The sequence below is a fragment of the Phenylobacterium sp. Root1290 genome (assembly GCF_001425305.1).
Lineage (GTDB): Bacteria > Pseudomonadota > Alphaproteobacteria > Caulobacterales > Caulobacteraceae > Phenylobacterium.
Window position 1 is genome coordinate 513,860 of record NZ_LMEE01000002.1, and the last position, 21,228, is coordinate 535,087.

At 69.1% G+C, this 21,228-nt stretch carries 19 protein-coding genes; 9 read left to right on the forward strand and 10 right to left on the reverse strand.

The genetic code is table 11. The features are described 5' to 3' along the window. Positions 1-2 precede the first annotated feature (2 nt). Positions 3-818 carry a hypothetical protein gene (locus tag ASC79_RS11910; RefSeq protein WP_056016306.1) on the forward strand — a complete coding sequence of 272 codons (816 nt, stop codon included), beginning with the start codon at positions 3-5 and terminating at the stop codon, positions 816-818. Positions 819-821: 3 nt separating this feature from the next. Here ASC79_RS11910 and ASC79_RS11915 read toward each other — a convergent pair whose 3' ends face one another. The 3 genes from ASC79_RS11915 to ASC79_RS11925 all read right to left on the reverse strand — a co-directional run bounded on the left by ASC79_RS11915 (position 822) and on the right by ASC79_RS11925 (position 4,632). Then, entirely contained in the window at positions 822-1,022 is a 201-nt protein-coding gene (locus ASC79_RS11915; protein ID WP_056016309.1) for a hypothetical protein, read from the reverse strand. A 54-nt stretch (positions 1,023-1,076) separates the two neighbouring features. Continuing rightward, positions 1,077-3,314, reverse strand: coding sequence for a patatin-like phospholipase family protein (locus ASC79_RS11920; RefSeq protein ID WP_056016312.1), 2,238 nt, complete (start codon positions 3,312-3,314; stop codon positions 1,077-1,079). Between the two features lie 166 nt (positions 3,315-3,480). After that, positions 3,481-4,632, reverse strand: a complete 1,152-nt coding sequence (locus ASC79_RS11925) for an alpha/beta fold hydrolase (RefSeq protein ID WP_056016317.1) — start codon at positions 4,630-4,632, stop codon at positions 3,481-3,483. 83 nt (positions 4,633-4,715) lie between these two features. Here ASC79_RS11925 and ASC79_RS11930 point away from each other — a divergent pair, with 83 nt between their 5' ends. Genes ASC79_RS11930 through ASC79_RS11940 form a run of 3 tightly spaced genes read left to right on the forward strand, consistent with a single transcriptional unit; the run spans position 4,716 to position 7,309 of the window. Continuing rightward, positions 4,716-5,375, forward strand: coding sequence for a TetR/AcrR family transcriptional regulator (locus ASC79_RS11930; RefSeq protein ID WP_056016320.1), 660 nt, complete (start codon positions 4,716-4,718; stop codon positions 5,373-5,375). Continuing rightward, positions 5,372-6,052 (forward strand): VOC family protein, encoded by a 681-nt coding sequence (locus ASC79_RS11935; RefSeq protein ID WP_056016324.1) that lies wholly within the window; start codon positions 5,372-5,374, stop codon positions 6,050-6,052. The genes ASC79_RS11930 and ASC79_RS11935 overlap by 4 nt, the downstream gene beginning before the upstream one ends. Positions 6,053-6,055: 3 nt before the next feature. Further along, a complete protein-coding gene (locus ASC79_RS11940) occupies positions 6,056-7,309 on the forward strand; it encodes a hypothetical protein (protein ID WP_056016327.1) in 1,254 nt (417 codons plus the stop codon). Between the two features lie 10 nt (positions 7,310-7,319). On the opposite strand, the gene ASC79_RS11945 is transcribed toward ASC79_RS11940, so the two are convergent. Further along, positions 7,320-7,880, reverse strand: coding sequence for an HNH endonuclease (locus tag ASC79_RS11945; RefSeq protein WP_056016330.1), 561 nt, complete (start codon positions 7,878-7,880; stop codon positions 7,320-7,322). Positions 7,881-8,703: 823 nt separating this feature from the next. Between ASC79_RS11945 and ASC79_RS11950 the strand changes: the two genes are divergently transcribed. Genes ASC79_RS11950 through ASC79_RS11960 form a run of 3 tightly spaced genes read left to right on the forward strand, consistent with a single transcriptional unit; the run spans position 8,704 to position 11,057 of the window. Beyond that, positions 8,704-9,333, forward strand: a complete 630-nt coding sequence (locus tag ASC79_RS11950) for a TetR/AcrR family transcriptional regulator (RefSeq protein ID WP_082532138.1) — start codon at positions 8,704-8,706, stop codon at positions 9,331-9,333. 10 nt (positions 9,334-9,343) lie between these two features. Further along, complete coding sequence (gene gluQRS / locus ASC79_RS11955; RefSeq protein ID WP_056016336.1) at positions 9,344-10,189, forward strand: tRNA glutamyl-Q(34) synthetase GluQRS; 846 nt, start codon at positions 9,344-9,346, stop codon at positions 10,187-10,189. Next, positions 10,182-11,057: a DMT family transporter gene (locus tag ASC79_RS11960; RefSeq protein ID WP_235528642.1), complete on the forward strand. Its 876-nt coding sequence runs from the start codon at positions 10,182-10,184 to the stop codon at positions 11,055-11,057. Before gluQRS ends, ASC79_RS11960 begins: the two co-directional genes overlap by 8 nt. A 9-nt stretch (positions 11,058-11,066) precedes the next feature. Here ASC79_RS11960 and ASC79_RS11965 read toward each other — a convergent pair whose 3' ends face one another. After that, the gene (locus tag ASC79_RS11965; RefSeq protein WP_056017908.1) at positions 11,067-12,479 is read right to left on the reverse strand and encodes a protein adenylyltransferase SelO; all 1,413 of its coding nucleotides are present in this window, start codon (positions 12,477-12,479) and stop codon (positions 11,067-11,069) included. Positions 12,480-12,561: 82 nt separating this feature from the next. Here ASC79_RS11965 and nhaA point away from each other — a divergent pair, with 82 nt between their 5' ends. Continuing rightward, complete coding sequence (gene nhaA / locus ASC79_RS11970) at positions 12,562-13,749, forward strand: Na+/H+ antiporter NhaA (protein WP_056016342.1); 1,188 nt, start codon at positions 12,562-12,564, stop codon at positions 13,747-13,749. 16 nt (positions 13,750-13,765) lie between these two features. On the opposite strand, the gene bioD is transcribed toward nhaA, so the two are convergent. Continuing rightward, positions 13,766-14,425 carry a dethiobiotin synthase gene (gene bioD / locus ASC79_RS11975; protein WP_056016347.1) on the reverse strand — a complete coding sequence of 220 codons (660 nt, stop codon included), beginning with the start codon at positions 14,423-14,425 and terminating at the stop codon, positions 13,766-13,768. Next, positions 14,425-15,624, reverse strand: coding sequence for an 8-amino-7-oxononanoate synthase (gene bioF / locus ASC79_RS11980; protein WP_056016350.1), 1,200 nt, complete (start codon positions 15,622-15,624; stop codon positions 14,425-14,427). Before bioF ends, bioD begins: the two co-directional genes overlap by 1 nt. Here bioF and ASC79_RS11985 point away from each other — a divergent pair. Then, positions 15,623-16,888, forward strand: a complete 1,266-nt coding sequence (locus ASC79_RS11985; protein WP_056016353.1) for an adenosylmethionine--8-amino-7-oxononanoate transaminase — start codon at positions 15,623-15,625, stop codon at positions 16,886-16,888. The genes bioF and ASC79_RS11985 overlap by 2 nt on opposite strands. Positions 16,889-17,134: 246 nt before the next feature. Here ASC79_RS11985 and ASC79_RS11990 read toward each other — a convergent pair whose 3' ends face one another. From ASC79_RS11990 to ASC79_RS12000, 3 genes are all read right to left on the reverse strand, one after another. Further along, complete coding sequence (locus ASC79_RS11990) at positions 17,135-18,067, reverse strand: alpha/beta hydrolase (RefSeq protein WP_162244290.1); 933 nt, start codon at positions 18,065-18,067, stop codon at positions 17,135-17,137. A gap of 22 nt (positions 18,068-18,089) precedes the next feature. Continuing rightward, positions 18,090-19,649, reverse strand: a complete 1,560-nt coding sequence (locus tag ASC79_RS11995; RefSeq protein WP_056016359.1) for a long-chain-fatty-acid--CoA ligase — start codon at positions 19,647-19,649, stop codon at positions 18,090-18,092. Positions 19,650-19,754: 105 nt separating this feature from the next. Further along, positions 19,755-21,194 carry an aldehyde dehydrogenase family protein gene (locus ASC79_RS12000; protein ID WP_056016362.1) on the reverse strand — a complete coding sequence of 480 codons (1,440 nt, stop codon included), beginning with the start codon at positions 21,192-21,194 and terminating at the stop codon, positions 19,755-19,757. Positions 21,195-21,228 lie beyond the last annotated feature (34 nt).

Below are 21,228 nucleotides of genomic sequence, written 5' to 3' on the forward strand. Positions count from 1 at the left end.
GAATGATCCGTTCCCTGATCCTGGCCGGGGCGCTCGCCGCCTCGGCCCCCGCCATCGCCCAGGAAGGACCCGCGCCCTCGCGCAACGCCGACGTGCTGCGCCGCTACCCGGCGCCGGAGGCCCGGCAGGGCGTGGCGGTCGACGCCGCCCACGTCTACGCCGTCGCCAACTCCACCATCGCCAAGTACGACAAGAAGACCGGCGCCAAGGTCGCCGAGTGGAAGGGCGACCCCGTCCGCTATCCGCACATCAACTCCTGCGCCGTGATCGCCAGGGAGTTGGTCTGCGCCAGCTCGAACTTCCCGGCCGTGCCGCACTGGAGCGCGGTGGAGTTCTTCGACCCGGCGACCATGAAGCACCTGCGTACGGTCGCCCTCGGCCCTGGCCGCGGTTCGATCACCTGGGTCGACCGCAAGGACGGCGCCTGGTGGGCGGCGTTCGCCAATTATGACGGCAAGGGCGGCGAGGCGCCGCGCGACCACCGCCACTCGGTCCTGGTGCGCTTCGACGACGACTGGCGCCAAACCCAGAGCTGGAGCTTCCCGCAGTCGGTGCTCGACCGCTTCAAGCCGATGAGCTCGTCGGGCGGCGGCTGGGGGCCTGACGGCAAGCTCTACATCACCGGCCACGACCATCCGGAACTGTACGTTCTGGCCCTGCCGACGCAAGGCGGCGCGGTGCTCGATCACCTCGACACCATCGGCGTGGCCACAGAAGGCCAGGCCATCGACTGGGACGAAAGCGAACGTGGCGTCCTTTACGGCATCAGCCGCAAGGGCCGCGAGATGGTCGCCCAGCGGGTCCTGCCCGCGAAGTAGACTTCAGGGCTGCGCTGCCGGGACCTCGCCCGGCGGCGCGCCCGTCTTGGGATCGGCGCTCTCCTTGGGGCTGGTCATGAACACCACCACGAACACCGCGAACGCCAGGGCGAGGATCCACAGGATCGCCCGATGACCGTCCAGCCGCGAGCGCGGCCGCGTCTCGGTTTCGTTCTCTGCGCGCGTATGCCTGGCCTGGGCCATGGTCCTCGCGTCCTCCGCAGAGGCAACCGCCCGCCGCGCGGCGAAGTTCCCGCCTCAGAACGGCTTGCCGACGAAGAAGTAGAGCGCCGTGCGGCCGTCGTCGGTCGCCCCGGCGGTGATGAACACCGGGCCGATCACGGTGTCGGCCGCCAGGAAGACGTTGGCGCCGACCCGCACGTCATTGGCCTCTGCATCGCCGTGCCGCGCCCAGACGTTGCCGGCCACGAGAGTCGCGCCGACATAGAGCGGCACACTCAGCAAGCTCCTGGAGCTGTCGGTGAGCTTGTAGCGGTACATCCCGCGCGCGACGGCGTAGGTCTCGCCCGTCAGTTCGTCGACCGAATAGCCGGGGAAGCTGAACGGCCCGCCCAGAGTGAACAAAGAGGCCAGCGGCAGGTCGCCCTGGATCGTGTCGCCGCCTGAGACATTGAAGTTGAAGGCCTGCCGACCGCGGCTGACGGCGTAGAGGCCGTCCAGTCGCAGGGTCTGGAAGTCGGTTTCGCTGCCCAGCGCCTCCAGGCCGACATTCCACTGTAGCCGCCCGCTCATGCCGCGGCTCGGAAAGTACGGATTGTCCAGCGTGTCGGCCCCGGCTGTCAGGAACAGCTGTCCCACGTCGAGATCGAAATCGCGTGGCGTCAGATCGCCCTCCTGGAGCGAGGCCGACCCCTTGCCGACCTCGACGCCGACCCGCACCTCGCCGACGCTTCCGAACTGCCGCCCCAAGGCCAACGAGGCCAGACCGTAGGCGGCGTCGTACTCGCCCAGGCGGAAGCCGGTGTCGTCGTAGACCTTGATCGGCCGCTTCTGCACCGACCCCATCACATCGACGAACCAGCGCTGGTAGCTGTCGAGCACCTTGAAGTACTCGGCCGAGAACAGGGTGCGTTCGCCCACCGCGCCGACAAACCGCGCCTCTGAGCCATAGCTGTCCAATTGCACCAGCCGCAGTTCGGCGGAGAAGTCGAACTCCGTCCCGCCCTCGCTGGAGGCCGCGATGGTCATGGCGGGACGCAGGCGGTTGGCGTCGCCCGGCCGCTGGATGGCGTTGACCACCAGGCCCGTGCGCCCGTCCGCGCCTTCCTCGATCTGGTAGTCGACGCGCGAGAACATGCCCATGGCGTAGATGTCGCGCATCGCCGTCCCGACCTCGTCGGGCGCCATCGGCTTGCCGACGAACGGCTCGATCCGCCGCAGCAGTATCTTGTCGGACAGGCGCGAGTCGTTCTCGACCCTGACGTAGTCGATGGTCGGCGGGGGCTTGTCGATGCTGGTCGCCGGGTGCGCCGGCCGCAGCGAGGCGATGCGCTGCAGGGCGCCAAGCTGCTTCTCCGACGCCGCCTTGCCGATCGCGATGAACTCCGCGCCACGCTTGAAATCGGCTGACGACAGCGAGCCGGTGTCGACGGTGATCAGGACGTCGCTGGGCTTGAGCGTCGCCAGCTGCTGGCGCTCGTTGGCCAGGATCAGCAGGGTTACGGTCTGGCCGAGAATGCCGCCGAGGCTGCGAAGCTGGTCGGCCGCCAGCAACGGCGTCTGAGTGGACACGACGATGACGACGTCGGCGCCCATCTCCCGCGCCACGTCGATCGGTACATTGGCGGACATGCCGCCGTCGACCAGCAGCCGGCCGTCCAGGCTGTAGGGCGCGAACACGCCCGGCACCGACATCGAGGCCCGCATCGCCCCGGCCAGTTCGCCACGGTCCAGCACCACCTTCTTCCCCGTCTCGATATCGGTCGCGACAGCACGGAACGGGATCGGCAGGTCGTCGAAGGTCGGGACGGCCGCGCGCACCCGCACCAGACGGCGAAGCTCCAGCAACAGGTTGGCGTCCGAGATCAACGCGTCGGGCCTGCGCAGCCGCGTGCCGGCGACCCCGACGCTGGCCTTCACCGGAAACGCGGCCTGTAACTGCTTCTCGCGATAGGTCAGCCCCTCGCGCGGCGGCGAGGTGTCGAAGATCAGGTCCCAGTCCATGGTCTCGATGGCGTGCTCGAGCTCGGCGCCGCTCATGCCCGACGCGTAGAGGCCGCCGACGATCGACCCCATCGAGGTCCCGACCACCAGGTCCGGACGAATGCCCAATTCCTCCAGCGTCTGGATCGCGCCCACATGGGCCATGCCCATCGCCCCGCCGCCCGACAGCACCAGGCCGATCTTGGGCGTTGCGGGAGGCGGCCGCTCCTGGCCGAAGGCCGGAGCGATCCAGACCCCGAGCCACATCACGCCGAGCATGCAGCTCAGGATGAGGAGGCGTTTGACGAGCGCAAGTGCATCCGCGACGGACATCGGGGTTCACCCTGTCGGCACAGCGATGGCGCCCATCGCAAACTGAGGGCGCCCGCGGCAGGCCGCGCGCGCCCCTGGATGCTCAGGCTACAGGCCGAAACGCCGCCGACGGCATCGGGTGAAACCCCTAAGTGACGCCGCAGCGTTCCCAGGGGCGGCCGAACGCCTAGAAGCCGCGCGCGTCCAGCCACTCGCCGATCGCCGCCGTCGCCCGCGGCAGCAGGTCGGGCCTTTCGGCGTAGTAATGGTCGGCTCCCTCGATGTGCACGAGGGTCTTGTCGGCCGAGGCGACGGCGTCGAAAAGGCGCTGGGCATGGCTGGGCGTGCAGGCCAGGTCGGCGGTGTTGTTGATCACCAGCACCGGGCAAGAAATCCGCCCGGCGTTGACCACGCCGTTCGCACGGCTTTCGTCATAACTCCATTGCGACAGCCACGAGCGCAGGGTCGTGAAGCGGCCAAGCCCGACTGGACCATCATTCACGATCTTCGGATCGCCCAGATAGCAGGTGTGCGGCCGGCGGTCGGACGGGTCCTGGGTCGGGTCGGTCCAGCGCACGTCGCTCATCGTACCCTGGACGACGAAACAGCGCTCGGCGTCGGGATCGCCGGCGGCCTTCAGTTCGGCGAGCTGCGCCTTGGCCCACGCGGTGATGCGGCGGTTACGGGCGATCTGCGCCTCGCGGAACCGCTGCACGAAGGCCTCCGAATAGGGCGGCGTCTCGGGGCATTTCGGGTCGTAGATGTTGAGCCCGGGATCGCGCTCGAAGGGACGTGATTCATCTAGGATCGACGGATCGAGCCACTCGGTCATGGTCACCGACCGGCTGATGTGCGCGGCCAGCAGCATCACGCCGTCCGCCGCCTGCAGCCCGGCCCCGGCGATGTCGACCTCGTCGCCCGCCGGCGTGTGGGTGATGGTCGGGGTCTGCGCCTGGTCCTGGTAGAACAGCGACAGCGAACCGCCGCCGGACCAGCCGCCCAGCACCACCTTCTCGTAGCCGAAGCGCGTCTTCAGGTCGGCGATGCAGGCCCCCAGGTCGAGGACGCACTTCTCCATGATCAGCGCCGTGTCGTTCCCGCGGTAGCGCGGGTTGCAATAGACGACATGCCGTCCGGCCCGGGCCAGGGCCGAAACCAGCGGCAGGAAGGATCCGCCCCCGACGGGATGGCTGAACAGGATGACGGTCTTGGAGTCCCCCACGTCCGGCCGCACGCGCATGCATTCGACGAACACCTGGCCGGTCGGCCCGCCATAGACCTCCTTCAGCCGGCTCTTATCCGCGTGGACGAAGCCGTAGGCCTCCCGAACGACCGCCATCAGTCCCTCCCCTGGGGCGCGGCTTGTGGCGCCTCCAATTTCTGATTACAAAATCAGAAAAGCTGATCACAGAGTCAATCGTCATGCCGCACGACGGTGAATGGGCCGCGACGACCAAGGGCGAAGCCACCGCCGCCCGCATCCGCGCGGTCGCACTGGACCAGTTCTCGCAGCTCGGCTTTGAGCGGGTGACAATGGCCGGCATCGCAAAGGCCGCACGGGTGTCGCAGCCGGCGCTGCACTACCATTTCGAGGACAAGGCCCACCTCTGGCGCAGCGCCATGCTGGGCCTGCGCGCCGTGATCCAGGAGGAGGAGCGGCTGATCGAGGCCGCCGCCGACGCGCCGCCGCTCACCCAGCTGCGGGTCGCCATGCGGCTGTTCCTGCAGATCAGCTGGAAGCACCCGGCCCTCGGCCGGATCGTGGCGCTGGAGGGCATGGCCGGGGGCGAGCGGCTGGAGTGGCTGGACCGTCACCTGCTCGGCGCGCGCAATCGCCGGCTGGCCGCCATCGCCGGCGAGGCCATCGCCGCCGGCGACCTCCTGCCCTACCCGCCCGAGCAGATCGTGGTGACGCTGCAGACCGCGGCGGTCGGGGTCATCAACCTGGCGCCGCTGATGCGCACGACCTTCGACTGCGACGTGGCCGCCGACCGCGCCATCCACGACGAGATGATCCTGGAGGCCGTCCTCGGCGGCTTCCTGACTGAAAAGGGCCGAAGAGCCCGGGAGGAAACGCAATGAGCCAGCAGCCCAACGGTATTCACCACCTCGCCTTCATGGCCGCGGACATCAAGAAGCACATCGCCTTCTTTTCCGACGTCATGGGGTGCCCGCTCGTGGCGCTCTTCGACATGCACGGCGTACCGGGCGGACTGCACGCCTTCCTGCGCCTGAACGACCACTGCTACTTCTCGATCGTGCAACTGCCGGCCGTGGCCGACATCCCGATAGAGCTGGGCCGCACCCACGCCGGCTCCGGCGCGTTGCCAAGCGCGGCCGGCACGCTTCAGCATTTGGCCTTCGGAGTGGAGACGGAAGCCGATCTCATCGCCATGCGTGATCGCATGCGCAGCAAGGGCGTCAATGTCATCGGCCCGATCGACCACGGCATGTGCAAGTCGATCTACTTCGCCGGCCCCGACCAGATGACCCTGGAGGTGGCCACGTCCAGCGAGACCCTCGACCCGGCCGCCTGGATCGATCCGGCGGTGCTGGCCAAGGCCGGCATCTCCGAGGATGAGGCCGCACGTTTCAAGGCGCCCGTCGCCTATGACGGCCCAAGCCCTGTCGCGCAGCCGCCCTATGACCCGGCCATGCCGCACATGGTCTATCCGAAGGCGGTCTATGAGCAGTTGCTGGCGACGCCGGACGAAGTGCTGACTAAGATGGCCTCCTACACCGCCCCGCCGGTCGCCTGACCGATGAGCTTCGACAGCATCGACCCGCCGCTGGCCGATCGCCGGATCCCCACGGGCGGCGACTTCCTCTCGGCCAAGGCCCTGGCCGAGCTGACGCCGGACCTGCTCGTGCAGCGGATGAAGGACCTGGCGCCGCGCATCGCGGCGGCCGCGCAGGAGGCCGAGCGCCTGCGCCGCCCGGTGGACGAGATCTGGAACGCCCTGCGGGCCGCCGGCTACTTCTACCAGTTCGTCCCCAAGGCGTTCGGCGGTCTGGAGGTCACCACCGACCAGTTCATCGACATCAGCCTGCCGATCGCCGAGGCGTGTCCCTCCACCGGCTGGGCGGCGTCGTTCTGCGCCGAGCACAACTGGTTCCTGGCCCACTTCCCGGAAGAGACCCAGCAGGCGCTGTTCGGCGGAGACTACCCCTATGTCGTCGCCCCGGTGGTCAGCGCGCCTCCGGGCAAGGCCGTGCGCGTCCCCGGCGGCTACCAGATCTCGGCGCACTGGAAGTGGGGCACCGGCGTCATGTACGCCGACTGGATCGTCGGCAGCACGCTGCTCGTAGACGACGAGGGCCCGCCGCGGCTGCTGAGTTGCCTGCTGCCGGCGCAGGACGCCCAGGTGCTCGACACCTGGCGTGTTGCCGGCATGGTCGGCACCGGCAGCAACGACATCGTCGTCCAGGACCTGTTCGTGCCGCAGGCGCGGACCGCACGCTTCGACTTGATCGCCGCTGGCCGCGGGCCCGGCTCTCGCGGCTATGCGAACCCGATCTACAGCATGCCGATGCTGCCGTTCCTGGCGATGACCGCGGCGATCTCCGCGGTCGGGGCGGCGCGCTGCGCGTTGGGCGCCTATCGCGAGCGGCTGGCCGGCCACGTGCGGATGGGCGGCCTTTCCAGCCAATCGGACAAGCCCGCCGCCCAGATGCGGCTTGGCCGGGCCAGCACCATGATCGACACGGCCGAGGACATCATCCGCAAGGTCGGGCGCGACAACGTCGCCGCCGGCGCGCTGGAGGGCGCCGGCCAGGTGGCCGAGCGGCTGCGCACCCGCGCCCAGGTCGCCTACGCCGTCTCGATCTGCCGTGAGGCGGTGGCGCTGCTGGCCGAGTCCGCCGGCTCCAGCGCCCAGATGCTCGACCAACCGTTCCAGCGCTCGGTGCGCGACCTCAACGTGCTGTCGAGCCACGTCGTCTTCGACGTCGACACCGCCAACGAACTGCACGGCCGCAGCCTGGTCGGCCTGCCGCCGAACTCGATGCTGATCTAGGCCGCCGTCGCTAAGCCTCCAGCTCGATGTCCCAATAGAGATAGTCGAGCCAGCTGCGGTGCAGGTGGTGGGGCGGGAACCTGCGGCCGCGCTCCTGCAGCTCGTGGGCGCTCGGACGGCGCGGCGAGTGGAACGGGTGCATGTGCGCCTCGTGCGGCGTGCGCCCGCCCTTCATCAGATTGCAGCGCGCGCAGGCGGTGACGATGTTCTCCCAGGTCGTGCGCCCGCCGCGAGATCGAGGCACCACATGGTCGAAGGTCAGGTCCTCGCCGGCCGTGCAGTACTGGCAGGTGAAGGCGTCGCGCAGGAACAGGTTGAAGCGGGTGAAGGCCGGCGGACGGTCCTGCGGCACATAGTGCTTCAGCGAAACGACGCTGGGCAGCTTCATCGCAAAGGACGGCGAGTGGACTTCCTGGTCGTAGGTCGAGACGACATCGACGCGATCGAGGAACACCGCCTTGATCACCTCCTGCCACGGCCAGAGGGACAGCGGATAGTAGCTGAGGGGACGGAAGTCCGCGTTCAGCACAAGGCAGGGCCAGCCGGACGGCGGGTGATTAAGCACCTGCATGGTCGGCCCTCCGGGCGGGGGCGCAACCCCCTATGTCGTACGCGTAGAGACTGAAGACAGGCCCCCTTTCGCGATCCGAGCGCTCGGCGAATCGCCCGTTTGGGGAATTCCCGTAGCCAGGGAATTATAGGCCGGTTTTTGAGACAGCTCCATGAAATGAAGCTCGGCGGCCCCGTCCGGAGGCGCAGGCCCAGGCGGACGGGGCGCTCAGCTCAAGCATTAGGCGCCGACGGCGGCGGTGGCGCCGGCCAGGCTCAGGCTGATGAAGACAAACGCAACGGCGACGCTGGCGTCGAAGAAGCGGCCGAGTTGGGTCAGAGCAGACATGGGGTCTTTCCTTTGTTGATCCGGAGCGGCGGGAGCCGCCTCGCGTCCATCTGGACGATGTTTAGATAGGTCCGGATCTAAACAATGTACAGATACATTTTACATCGTAAGGTATTCAAAAATGCATGGAACACTGTGGGCGCTCAGCCCCTGCGGCTTTGGCCTGCCGAGCGCGGGCGCCGACCGACCGCGCAACAAAAAAGGGGGCCGAAACCGGCCCCCTTCGACACTGACTGAATTGTCGGCTGCTACGCGCCGACCGAAACCGTGGCAGCCGCCAGACTGACGCTGAGCGCAATCAGCACGAGCGGGACGACACGGTCGAAGAGACGTTCAAAACGGGTCAAACGAGCGAGAGACATGACACACACCTTCCCAGTTGGAACCCTCGGGGGAGCGAGGGCTTTTGTAATTTGAACACCGCTAAGATAACGCCGATCTGAACGCCGTCAAGATGATCTTTACGGCGTCCAGATTCAGTTTTAGAGTGATCGCCATGAGAGAAGCTGCAGCCACCGACAATCGCCCCTATCACCATGGCGATCTGCGCCGCGCGTTGATCGACGCGGCCCGGCGACTGCTGGAAACCGAAGGCCCGACGGCCCTGTCGCTGCGCGCCGTGGCCCGTGAGGCGGGGGTCAGCCCGGCCGCGCCCTACCACCACTTCAAGGACAAGGGCGAACTGCTCGACGCGGTGGCGCACGAAGGCTGGGATCTGCTCAATGAGCTGATGACCGCCGCCCGCGCCAGCCACGCCTCGGTGCGTGACAAGCTGACCGCGCTGGGCGTCGCCTATGTCCGGTTCGCACGCGACAACCCGGCGCTCTACCGGGTCATGTACGACTGCTCCCGCGACAAGGACAGCCTGCCCGACCACGTCCACGCCCAGAACGACAGCGCCTACTGCCAGGTCCGCGACACCCTGGTCGAGGCGGGCGCCGACCCGATGGACGAACAGGAACTGGAACTGGCCACCACCGCGGCCTGGTGCGCCGCCCACGGCCTGGCCGAGATGTTCTCCTTCAAGCAGTTCGACCACCTGAAGGACGCTCTTGGCGGGGACGAAGCCTTCCTGCGCGGCGTCTTCGAGCACATGGGCATTTTCGGCGCCGCCCACCACGGCTAAAGCTGATCGGGTGTTCGTCACCCGTTTCGCCCCCTCGCCGACCGGCTACCTGCACCGCGGCCATGCCTTCTCGGCCCTCACCGCCTACGAGGCCGCGCGCGCGGCCGGCGGGCGCTTCATCCTGCGCATCGAGGACATCGACGTCACCCGCAGCCGGCCGCAGTTCGAGGCCGCGATCTACGAAGACCTCGCCTGGCTTGGGATCGAGTGGGAGACCCCGGTCCGCCGCCAGTCCGAACACCTCGACGACTACCAGGCCGCCCTCGCCGCCCTGACCGCCGACCACCTGACCTATCGCTGCTTCCGCACCCGCAAGGAGTTGGCCCAGGCCGCCGCCAGCGCGCCGCACGGCCGGCCCGACAGCTTCCGCGGCGGCCCGTTGCCCGCGCACGAAGAAGCCGCGCGCCTGGCCGCCGACCAGGCCTTCGCCTGGCGCCTGTCGCTGGACGCCGCCGAACAGGCGCTGGCCGGGCGTCCCCTGACGCTCACCGAGGAGGGCGAGGGCCCGGCCGGCGAGCATGGCCTCATCGCCGTCGACCCGACCCTCTCGGGCGGCGACGTCGTCCTCGCCCGTAAGGACGTCGGGGTGGCCTATCACCTGGCCGTCGTCGTCGACGACGCGCTGCAGGGCGTGACCCATGTCATCCGCGGCCAGGACCTCTACGAGGCCGCCCATGTCCAGCGGTTGCTGCAGACCCTGCTCGACCTGCCCGCGCCGGTCTATCGCCATCACCGCCTGCTGACCGGCCCCGACGGCAAGCGCTACGCCAAGCGCGACCAGGCCGAGACCCTGCGCGACCTGCGAGCCCGCGGCGTGACACCCGATGAGCTGCGCGCGGAGATGGGCCTTGGCTGAACCGTCCCGCGGCGCAGGCCAGGCGTTGGCGGTGCTCGTCCTCGGCGCGGCCGTCATCGGCCTGGCCCCGATCCTGGTGCGGCTGGCCGACGCCGGACCCGCGGCGGTCGGCTTCTGGCGCGTCGCCATCGCCCTGCCGCTGTTGGGGATGATGGCGCTGCGCACCGATGGCGGCGTCGGCGCCCCCAACCGGTTCGCGCTGATGGCCGGCCTCGCCTTCGCCTGCGACCTGGCCTTCTGGCACTACAGCATCCACTTCACCTCGGTCGCCAACGCCACGGTGCTGACCAACCTGACCCCCGTCGTCGTCACCGCGGCGGCCTGGATCTTCTTGAAGCAGCGTCCAGCCAAGCTGTTCGTGGCCGCCGTCGCCCTGGCGGTCGCGGGCGCCTGGATGATGGCCGCCGGACGCGGAGCCGACGCCCCGGGCGCCAACCCGCCGCTGGGCGACGCCTTGGCCCTCACCACCGCCGTCTGGTACGCGCTCTATTTCCTGGCCATCAGCGCCGCCCGCCGCAGCGTCGGCGCGACCCGGGTGATGTTCTGGTCCAGCGCCGCCAGCGCCCCGCTGCTGCTGATCGCCGCCCTCGCCCTCGGAGAACAGATCCTCCCCGCCACCACGGCCGGCTGGGCGGCGGTGATCGGCCTGGGGATCATGCACGTCGCCGGCCAGGGCTCCATCGCCTGGGCGCTTGGACGGCTGCCGGCGGCCACGGCCTCGGTCGTGGTGCTGATCCAGCCCGTCGTCGCCGCCCTGCTTGGCTGGCTGCTGTTCGCCGAGGCGCTCGGCCCGCTGCAGTCGCTGGGCGGGGCCATCGCGCTCTTTGGCGTCGTGCTCTCGCAAGTTGCCTCGCGGCGAGCCAGATAGGCCCGGCGCCTAGAGCGCCCAGGCGGTCCGCGCCGCCTCGATCGCCGCCAGCTTGGCGTGGAACGCGCTCCAGTCGTCGCGTTCGGCGATGCCGGCCCAGATGGCCTCGATCTCGTCGATCAGCAGCTCCTGCGGCTCAGCCTCGGCGAAGTACCCGTCGGCCAGCCGTTCCGGCCGCTCGGGCTCGAAGCCCTTGATATGCGCCCGGAAGTCGGCGAACGCCTCGCCGGCATAGATGTCGCCGCGCAGGCTCGCCAGCGCCCGCCCCTCGTCGCCGCAGAACCAGTCGAAGAAGAACGGCTCCCAGCGCAGACGCTCGCCGCCCTCGGCGATGGCCCGGAACGTGGCGTTGGCGAAGGCGACCTCCGCCGCCTCCTCGCCGCGCTTGAGCCCCAGCCGGTTCAGAAGCGCGCCGGCCAGTTCCTGGCGATAGGCGGGACCGAAGCTGTTCAACGCCGTGATCAGCGCCTCCTGCTCGGCGACCTGCGCCAGGCATCCGGCGAGCTGCTGCAGGTTCCAGAACACCGCCTCGGGCTGGCGGCCGAAGCTGTAGAGCCCGGCGGTGTCGAAATAGGCGGCCGTGAAGTTCGGATCGTTGTGCGGCAGGAACCGGTAGGGCCCGTAGTCGAAGCTCTCGCCGGTGATGTTCATGTTGTCGGTGTTCAGCACCCCGTGCACGAACCCGGCCGCCATCCACCGCGCCGTCAGCCGCGCAGCCCTGCTCGCCACCGCGCCCAGCAGCGCCGCGCCCTTGTCCGGCGCGTTCCCAAGCTCTGGGTAGTAGAGCTCGACCACATGTTCGACCAGCCGCGTGATGGCGGCCGCGTCCTGCAGATAGGCCTGGCGCTGGAAAGTCCCGAACCGGATGTGGCTGTGCGACAGCCGCACCAGCACCGACGAGCGTGTCGGACTGGGTTCGTCGCCGCGCACCAGTTGCTCGCCGGTCTCAATCAGCGACAACGAGCGCGACGTCGGCACGGCCAGCGCTTCCAGCATCGCCGTCGCCAGCACCTCGCGCACGCCGCCCTTCAGGGTCAGCCGCCCGTCGCCCGCCCGCGACCACGGCGTGGTCCCTGAGCCCTTGGTCCCCAGCTCCAGCAGCCGCCCGCTCCCCGCCTCTCGCATCTGCGCGAAGGTGAAGCCGCGGCCGTCGCCGAGGTCGGGGTTGTAAACCCGGAACTGGTGGCCGTGATAGCGCATCGCCAGCGGCTGCGCCGGCTGGCCCGGCAGCGGTTCGAACCGCCCGAAATGCGCCACCCACTCGTCATCGGTCAGGCCTTCGAGGCCGATGGTCGCCGCCGCCCGCTCGTTGCGGAACCGCAGGAAGGTCATCGGAAAGTCGGCCGCCGCGGACGGATCGAAGAACGCCGGACCCAGGTCCTGGACATGCGGCTCGGGGCGGTAGGCTGATGAAACGGGCATGCCCATCAGATGCGCGATCACATCGGCGCCAGCAACGCCCGATTGACGTATTTGAGCGGCGCCGCCCATGGTAACCGGAGCCATGGCGCGCAGACTGACCCTCGACTTCCTGAAGACCGAGACCGCTTCAGGGGTGATCCTGACGACTGCCGCGCTGCTGGCCATCGCCCTCGCCAACTCACCCTGGGCCGATCACTACTTCGCCTTCATCAAGCACGAGATCACCATCCAGATCGGGGCCTTCCACGAGGTCAAGCCGGTCTACCGGTGGATCAAGGAAGGCTTGATGGCGATCTTCTTCTTCGTCGTCGGGCTGGAGATCAAACACGAGATCCTGCGCGGGGAACTGTCCAATCCCCGGCGCCTCGCCCTCCCGGTCCTCGCAGCGCTAGGCGGCATGGTCGCGCCAGCGGGGGTCTATCTGGCGCTGAACGCCGGCGCCGGCGGGTCCCCCCAGGGTTGGCCGACCCCGACCGCCACCGACATCGCCTTCGCCCTGGCCGCCCTGGCCGTGGCGGGGCCGCGACTGCCCTCGTCGCTGCGTATCTTCCTGCTGACGCTCGCCATAGCCGACGACCTCGGCGCCGTGGCCCTGATCGCCATCCTCTTCACCTCCGAGGTGAACGTCTACGCGCTGGGCGGAGCGGCCGCCTCGATCGGCCTGATGGCGCTGATGTCGAAATGGAAATCGGCCCCCTACCTGTTCTACGCGGCCTGCTTCGCCCTGGCCTGGGCATTCTGCCTGAAGAGCGGGGTCAACACCTCGCTGGCCGGGGTCGCCGCCGCCATGACCGTGCCGATTGACCCGCGCAAACCCGGCCACGAAGGACCGCTGAAGCACTTCATGGAGAGCCTGCACCCCTACGTCGCCTACCTGATCCTGCCGCTGTTCGCCTTTGCGGCCGCCGGCTTCTCGTTCCAGGGGCTGTCGCTCTCGACCCTCGCCAATCCGGCGCCGCTGGGCATCGCGCTCGGCCTCTTCGTCGGCAAGCAGATCGGCATCTTCGGCTTCTCGGCCGTGGTCATCGGGCTGAAGCTGGCGCGCCGCCCGACCGGCGCGAAGTGGCTCGAGCTCTACGGCGTCTCGCTGCTCTGCGGGGTTGGCTTCACAATGAGCCTGTTCATCGGCGGCCTGGCCTTCGATCCCAACGACATCCTGGCCCAGACCGAGGTCCGCATGGGCGTCATCGCCGGCTCGATCCTCTCGGCCCTGGTCGGCATGGGCGTCATCGCCTACGCCCAGCGCCAGCGCGACGAGGCGGAAGTCTAGCGCCGCTTCGCCGCCCTCAAACCAGTCCGCTCGCCCAATCATCGGCCCCGCGCGCGGCGGCGATGATCTTCACGCCGCCGGCGAAGGCCGCCACGCTCTCCACCGTCTGCGCGAAGTCGGGGGCGTCCGGCTCGCCGCTCTGGCTCACCACCACCGCCTCGATCGCCAGCCCGCGCGAGCGCAGGGTCTCGATCGCCGTCAGCGTATGGCTGATCGCGCCCAGATAGGAGCCGCCGACCAGCACGCTGGGCAGGCCCAGCGCCATCATCAGGTCCAGGCCCGTGCCGTCCTCGGCCATCGGCGACATCACCCCGCCCGCGCCCTCGACCAGCGTCAGGTCCGCGGCGCTGGCCGCCAATCCCGCCCGGCAAAAGTCCGTCAGTTGCGAGAGCCGCAGATCCACGCCCTCCAGCCGCGCGGCCATCGGCGGCGACAGCGGGGCGACGAAGCGCAGCGGCGCGATGGCGTCCAGTTCGGCCAGGTTCAGCGGCCGGTCCATCGCCGCCAGCAACTGTCCAGGATCGCTGTCGGCCCAGTCGGCGGGATCGATGCCGCTGACCGCCGGCTTCAGCGCCGCAACGCTCAATCCCTTGGCCCGCGCCGCCCGCAGCATCGCGCAGGCGACATAGGTCTTGCCCACGTCCGTATGGGCGCCGGCGACGAACAAATGGCGCATCAGGCCTCCATCAGCGGGCGAACCGTCGCCGCCAGCCGGTCGATCTCTTCGTCGGGATGGCCCGCGGTAAACGCCACCCGCAGCCGCGCCGTGCCGGCCGGCACCGTCGGCGGCCGGATCGCCACCACGAGGAAGCCCTCCGCCTCGAGCGCCTTGGCCGCCGCCAGCGTACGGTCGGCCTCGCCCAGCACGATCGGCACGACGGCGCTCGTCGCCTCCGGCAGGTTCAGCGCCCGCGTGAAGCGCCGCGCCTTGGCCAGCACCGCGGCGACGCGCTCAGGCTCGGCCGCGATCACGTCCAGCGCCGCCAGCGCCGCCGCCGCGTTCGCTGGCGGCAGGCCGGTCGTGTAGACCACCGTGCGCGTGCGGGTCTTGATGAAGTCGATCACCGGCGCGCTGGCGCAGACATAGGCGCCATAGCCGCCCAGCGCCTTGGAGAAGGTGCCCATCGCCAGGTCGACCTTGGCGCTTGGGAACATCGCCGCCGTGCCGCGCCCCTCGCCGACCACGCCCAGGCCGTGGGCGTCGTCGACCAGCAGCCAGGCGTCATGCGCCTGGGCCAGGGCCGAAATCTCGTCCAGCGGCGCGACGTCGCCATCCATCGAGAACACCCCATCGGTGGCGATCAGCGCCCGCCCGGCCTCGCCGCGATGGGCCTGCAACTTAGCGGCGAGGTCGGCGACGTCGTTGTGGCGGAACGGCACGATCCGCGCGTTGGAGAGCTGCGAGCCCGACCAGATGCAGGCGTGGGCCAGGTCGTCGATCAGGACCAGGTCGCCCTCGCCGACGAAGGTCGGGATGATCCCCGAGTTGGCCAGATAGCCCGAGCCGAACACGCAGGCCGCCTCCGCGCCCTTCAGCGCCGCCAGCCGGGCCTCCAACTCCCCGAAGATCGGGTTGTCGCCCGTCACCAGCCGCGAGGCCCCCGAACCGACGCCATGCGCATCGACCGCCGCCCGCGCAGCCGCCTTCACCGCGGGATGATGCGAGAGGTTGAGATAGTCGTTGCACGAGAAGGACAGCAGCCGCCGCCCGTTCCGCTCGACCCACAGCCCATCCAGGCGCTGGGTCGGGACCAAGGTTCGTTTCAGGCTGCGCGCTTCGAGCGCGTCGAGCTTGGACTGGGCGAAGGCGGTCAGGCTGTCGGTCACGGCCCGCGGTATGCACGAGGCGGAGCTTCGGTTAAAGCCAGCGACCATGACTTTCCCGACACCGGACTGGCTTTCCCAAGGCGCCCGCAACGTCTGGCGCCCCTATTGTCAGATGAAGACCGCCCCTGCGCCGCTGCCGGTCGCCCGCACCGAGGGCGCGCGGATCATCCTCGAGGACGGTCGCGAGCTGGTCGACGGCATCGCGTCTTGGTGGACCGCCTGCCACGGCTACAATCATCCGCACATTCGCGCCGCGGTCACCGCGCAGCTGGAGCGAGCGCCGCACGTCATGTTCGGCGGCCTGGCGCACGAGCCGGCCTATCGCCTGGCCCGGCGGTTGGCCGATCTGCTGCCCGGCGACCTCGACCACGTGTTCTTCGCCGAAAGCGGCTCGGTCTCGGTCGAGATCGCCATGAAGATGGCGCTGCAATACTGGATCAACCGCGGAGTGGCGGGCCGTACCCGCTTCCTCAGCTTCCAGGGCGGCTATCACGGCGACACCCTGGCCACCATGACCATCTGCGACCCGGAAGAGGGCATGCACAGCCTCTTCGCCGGGGTCATGCCGTCCCAGGTCGTCACCGCGCTGCCCGTCGACGCCGCCTCCGAGGCCGCCCTCGACGCCCTGATGGGCGAGAAGGCCGGTGAGATCGCCGCCATCATCGTCGAGCCGCGCATCCAGGGCGCCGGCGGCATGCTGTTCCACTCCGACGAGGTGCTGCGCACCTTGCGGCGGCTAGCCGACAAGCACGACCTGCTGCTGATCTTCGACGAGATATTCGTCGGCTTCGGCCGCACCGGCGACCTCTTCGCCTGCTCGGGCTCGGGCGTCACGCCCGACATCGTCACCCTGTCCAAGGCGCTGACCGGCGGCACCCTGCCGCTTTCGGCCGCCATCGCCCGCACCAAGGTCTTCGAAGCCTTCTGGTCCGACGACGGCGGCGCGGCGCTGATGCATGGCCCGACCTACATGGCCAACCCGCTGGCCTGCGCCGCCGCCAACGCCAGCCTCGACCTCTTCGAGACTGGCCAGTGGAAGGCCGACGTGGCGCGCATCAACGCCGCCCTCGCCGAGGGGCTGGAGCCCTGCCGCGCCGCGCCAGGCGTCGTCGACGTGCGCACCTACGGCGCCATCGGCGTCGTGGAGTTCGACCATCCGGTCGAGACCGGCCCGCTCTGCATGGCCTTCGCCGAGCACGGCTGCTGGATCCGGCCGATGGGCAAGGTCGTCTACCTGACCCCGCCCTACGTCACCACCGACGCCGAACTCGCCCAGCTGACCGGCGCGATCCAGGCGGTGTTGCTGGGCTAAGACCGCCAACACCCTCCCGCTCCTCGCCCCCTTTTGCGCCGCTTCACGCCGCCTCCCCTCACCCTCCCCTCTCCCCTCAAGTGGGGAGAGGAAAAGGGCCGGCTGTCGCTGAGGCCGGCCCATCATGAAGCCGCTCCCTCGCCCCCTTGGGGGGAGAGGGTTGGGGTGAGGGGGGACACGGCCCATCCGCAGCAAAGCGCCGCTTCACGCCGCCTCCCCTCAAGCGGGAAGGGAATAAAGGCCCAGCTACCCCACCGCCGCCTTCAGGGCCGCGGCGGTTTCCTTGGCCGCCTCGTGCACGGCGGGCGAGATGTCCGCCATCAGGTAGAAGTCGTGCACCAGGCCCGGATACTCCACGTGCGCCGCCGACACCCCAGCCTCGTTCAGGCGCTTGGCGTAGTCGCACCCCTCGTCCTTCAGCGGATCGAAGCCGGCCGTGACCACCAGCGCCGGCGGCAGGTCGCCGGTCAGCTTGGCCTTGCCCAGGAACGCCCGGCCGGACTGCGCATGACCGATCGCGGCCAGCGACTTGTCGAACCAGGCCAGCGCCGCCTTGGTCAGGATCGGACCGTCCAGCTCCTTGCGAGACGCGGTCTCCTCCTCCGGCCAGATGCCCGGATAGAGCAGCAGCTGGAAGGCGATCTTCCGCGCCGGGTCATCCTTGAGATCGATCGAGATCGACGCGGCCAGATTGCCGCCGGCGGAGTCGCCGCCGACTGCGATGCGCTTGGGGTCGATCCCCAGCTCGGCCGCATGGTCGAAGGCCCACTTGGTCGCGGCCAGGGCGTCGTCGTGGCCGGCCGGGAACGGATGCTCCGGCGCCAAGCGGTAGTCGATGGCCAGCACCCGCACGCCGGCCAGCGAGGCCAGGCGCCGGCAGTGCCCGTCATGGGTCTCAAGGTCGCCGATCGTGAAGCCGCCGCCGTGGAAATAGACCAGGCCGCCGCTTGGGCTCTTGGCGCCGGCCGGGGTGTAGAGCCGCGCTGCGATCGGGCCCGCCGCGCCATCGACGCTCAGGTCCTTGGCCGCCACGTCCTGCGGTGGGTTCTGGTCGCTCGCCTTGCGCTGCATCTGGTAGCCCATGCGGATCATCGCGGGCGGCACGGCGTCCAGCGGCGGAGCGTTCGCCGCCTGCTCGGCGCTGGCGTCGATCATCGCCTTGAAGTGCGGGTCCAGCATCGGTTCTTCCTCTTCTTGAAACTCAGCCGACATTGCGGCCGCGGCCTTCCCAGAACGGGGCGCGCAGTTCCCGCCGCAGCACCTTGCCGGACGGGTTGCGCGGCAGGACCGCGATGAAATCCACGGACTTCGGGACCTTGTAGCCGGCGATCAGGCCGCGGCAGTGGTCCATGACCGCGCCCGCGTCAGCCTCGGCGCCCGGCCGCAGCACGACGAAGGCCTTCACCGCCTCGCCCCACTTGTCGTCCGGCACGCCGACCACCGCAGCGTCGGCCACGGCCGGATGCGAGAACAGCGCGTTCTCCACCTCGGCCGGATAGATGTTCTCGCCGCCCGAGACGATCATGTCCTTCACCCGGTCGTGGATGAACAGATAGCCGTCGTCGTCGAAATAGCCGGCGTCGCCGCTGCGGAACCAGCCTTCCGGGCAGATCGCCTGGGCGGTCGCCTCGGCGCGGTTCCAGTAGCCCTTCATCACGCCGGATGAGCGGATCTCGATCTCGCCCACCTCGAACGGCGCGGCGTTGCGGTCCTCGATGCGGACCCGCACCTCGAAGCCGGCCGATGGGATCCCGCAGGAGCGCAGCTTGCCGCGCGCCGGATCGTGCGCCTCAGGCGGCAGGTTGGTGCCGCCGCCGATCGTCTCGGTCAGGCCGTAGAGCTGGGTGAACTGGGCCGGGAATGTCGCCTGCGCCCGCTTCAGCACCTCCTCCGAGATCGGCGAGGCCCCGTAGTAGATGTTGCGCACGCTCGACAGGTCCGTGTCGCCGACCTCGGGCCGTTGAAGGATCATGTTGATCAGCGCCGGCACCAGGAAGGCGTGCTCGATGCGATGCTGCTCGATCACCTTGAGGATCACCCCAGGGTCGGGCTCGCGCAGCACGATCGCCTTGGCGCCCTGCAGCAGCGCCAGGATGCCGAGATTGGCCCCAGCCACATGGAACAGCGGCATCGCCACCAGCACCGCCATGCCCGGCGAGAACTGCGCCCATTGCTGAAGGGCCGACTCGAACACCGTGGCGTAGTTCCGCTCGGTCAGTTGCACGCCCTTGGGCAGGCCCGTCGTGCCCGAGGTGTAGAGCTGGATGACGTCATCGTCGTCAGCGGCAGGTAGCTGCGGGTCCTGCGCCGGAAACCTGCCGGTCCAGTCGGCGAATCCGGGCCACTGCGCATGTCCCGGCTCGATCTGCACGAGCGTCTGCAGGTCCGGGATGTCGCCCCGCACCTTCTCCAGCAGCGGCGCGAAATCGGAGGCGGTGACCACCAGCCGGCAACCGGCGTCCTTCAGCACGAAGGCGATCTCGGGCGGCGCCAGCCGCCAGTTCACCGGCGTCAGACAGGCCCGGGCCTTCAGGCAGCCAAGCCACAGGATAAAGAAGGCGTCGCAGCCCTTGGCCAGCACCCCGACCCGCTCGCCCGGCGTCACGCCCGCGGCGATCAGCGCCTGGGCGCACTGCGAGGACAGCCGGTCCAGCTCGCCGTAGGTGGTGGCCGCGCCCTCGAACCAGATCGCAGTCTCATCAGGGCGCACGTCGGCATGATGGCGCGCGATGTCGGCGACGCATCGGATGTCCGTGGACATCGTTTCCTCCCACCTCTCTTCTTTCGGAGAGGATGATCCCTCAGCAAGCGGGCCGGCAAGACCTTCGTCCTGCCGGCCCGCAAAAGCCTTCGCGTTTTGAAAGCCTTACTCGGCGGCTTCCTTCGGCGCGTAGCCCAGAACGGCCTTCACTTCGAGGAACTCGTTGAAGGCGAAATCGCCCCACTCGCGCCCGTTGCCGCTCATCTTGTAGCCGCCGAACGGCGCCATCAGGTCGCCGCCGCCGCCGTTGATCGACACCTGGCCGGCGCGCAGCTTGGAAGCCACTTCGCGAGCCTTGGCGAGATCGGCGGCCTGGACGTAGGCGGCCAGGCCGTACTCGGTGTCGTTGCCGATCTGGATGGCCTGATCGACGTTCTCGTAGCCGAGGATCGACAGCACCGGGCCAAAGATCTCTTCCTTGGCGATGGTCATGTCCGGGGTGACGTTGGCGAAGACGGTCGGCTTCACATAGTAGCCGACGTCCAGGCCGTCCGGACGGCCGACGCCGCCGGCGACCAGGGTCGCGCCCTCATCGATGCCGGCCTGGATCAGCTTCTGGATCTTGTTGAACTGGACCTCGGAGACCACCGGGCCGAGCAGGCTGTTGCCGTTCGGGTCGCCGACGGTGACCTGGGCGGCCGCTTCCTTGGCGACGGCGATGGCTTCATCCATGCGCTTGGTCGGGACCAGCATGCGGGTTGGGGCGTTGCAGGACTGACCCGAGTTGGTCATCACAGTCGCCACACCACGGCCCACGCCCTTGGCGAAGGCATCGTCGTCGAGGACGATGTTCGGGCTCTTGCCGCCCAGTTCCTGCGCCACGCGCTTGACGGTCGGGGCGGCGTTCTTGGCCACCTCGATGCCGGCGCGGGTCGAACCGGTGAACGAGATCAGGTCCACGTCCGGGTGGCTCGACAGCGGCACGCCGACGCCGAGGCCGTCGCCCTGCACCATGTTGAACACGCCGGCCGGCACGCCGGCCGCATGCATGATCTCAGCGAAGATGTGACCGGTGAACGGCGCCACTTCCGACGGCTTCAGCACCATGGTGCAGCCGGTCGCGATGGCCGGAGCCACCTTGCAGACGATCTGGTTCAGCGGCCAGTTCCAGGGGGTGATGAAGCCGCAGACGCCGATCGGTTCCTTGACGATCATCGTCGGGCCGCGGTCTTCGCTGAACTTGAAGTCCTTCAGAACGGCGGCGGCGGTGCCCAGGTGGCCCATGCCGATCGGAACCTGCGCGCGCTGAGCCAGCGAGGCCGGGGCGCCCATTTCCTCGGTGACGGCGGTGGCCAGGTCGCCAAAGCGCTTCTGGTACTCGGCCAGGATGCGGTTCAGCACATCCATGCGCTCTTCGCGGCTGGTCTGCGACCAGGTGACAAAGGCCTTCTTGGCGGCCTGGACGGCCTTGTCCACGTCGGCGGCGCCGCCGAGCGAGATCTTGCCCGCGACCTTCTCGGTCGCCGGATTGATGACGTCGAGCGTCTTGGGTTCGACCGGATCGACCCACTTACCGTCGATGTAGAACTGCAGGTACTCGCGCATGACGTCCTCCCGGAGGCGTTCGTTGGAATTTTTG

What these genes read in the sequence shown, in the direction of transcription:
- ASC79_RS11910 (WP_056016306.1), top strand. Translation starts at nt 3, where the DNA reads ATGATCCGTTCCCTGATCCTGGCCGGGGCGCTCGCCGCCTCGGCCCCC.
- ASC79_RS11915 (WP_056016309.1), bottom strand. Translation starts at nt 1,022, where the DNA reads ATGGCCCAGGCCAGGCATACGCGCGCAGAGAACGAAACCGAGACGCGG.
- ASC79_RS11920 (WP_056016312.1), bottom strand. Translation starts at nt 3,314, where the DNA reads ATGTCCGTCGCGGATGCACTTGCGCTCGTCAAACGCCTCCTCATCCTG.
- ASC79_RS11925 (WP_056016317.1), bottom strand. Translation starts at nt 4,632, where the DNA reads ATGGCGGTCGTTCGGGAGGCCTACGGCTTCGTCCACGCGGATAAGAGC.
- ASC79_RS11930 (WP_056016320.1), top strand. Translation starts at nt 4,716, where the DNA reads ATGCCGCACGACGGTGAATGGGCCGCGACGACCAAGGGCGAAGCCACC.
- ASC79_RS11935 (WP_056016324.1), top strand. Translation starts at nt 5,372, where the DNA reads ATGAGCCAGCAGCCCAACGGTATTCACCACCTCGCCTTCATGGCCGCG.
- ASC79_RS11940 (WP_056016327.1), top strand. Translation starts at nt 6,056, where the DNA reads ATGAGCTTCGACAGCATCGACCCGCCGCTGGCCGATCGCCGGATCCCC.
- ASC79_RS11945 (WP_056016330.1), bottom strand. Translation starts at nt 7,880, where the DNA reads ATGCAGGTGCTTAATCACCCGCCGTCCGGCTGGCCCTGCCTTGTGCTG.
- ASC79_RS11950 (WP_082532138.1), top strand. Translation starts at nt 8,704, where the DNA reads ATGAGAGAAGCTGCAGCCACCGACAATCGCCCCTATCACCATGGCGAT.
- ASC79_RS11965 (WP_056017908.1), bottom strand. Translation starts at nt 12,479, where the DNA reads ATGCCCGTTTCATCAGCCTACCGCCCCGAGCCGCATGTCCAGGACCTG.
- nhaA (WP_056016342.1), top strand. Translation starts at nt 12,562, where the DNA reads ATGGCGCGCAGACTGACCCTCGACTTCCTGAAGACCGAGACCGCTTCA.
- bioD (WP_056016347.1), bottom strand. Translation starts at nt 14,425, where the DNA reads ATGCGCCATTTGTTCGTCGCCGGCGCCCATACGGACGTGGGCAAGACC.
- ASC79_RS11985 (WP_056016353.1), top strand. Translation starts at nt 15,623, where the DNA reads ATGACTTTCCCGACACCGGACTGGCTTTCCCAAGGCGCCCGCAACGTC.
- bioF (WP_056016350.1), bottom strand. Translation starts at nt 15,624, where the DNA reads ATGGTCGCTGGCTTTAACCGAAGCTCCGCCTCGTGCATACCGCGGGCC.
- ASC79_RS11990 (WP_162244290.1), bottom strand. Translation starts at nt 18,067, where the DNA reads ATGCTGGACCCGCACTTCAAGGCGATGATCGACGCCAGCGCCGAGCAG.
- ASC79_RS11995 (WP_056016359.1), bottom strand. Translation starts at nt 19,649, where the DNA reads ATGTCCACGGACATCCGATGCGTCGCCGACATCGCGCGCCATCATGCC.
- ASC79_RS12000 (WP_056016362.1), bottom strand. Translation starts at nt 21,194, where the DNA reads ATGCGCGAGTACCTGCAGTTCTACATCGACGGTAAGTGGGTCGATCCG.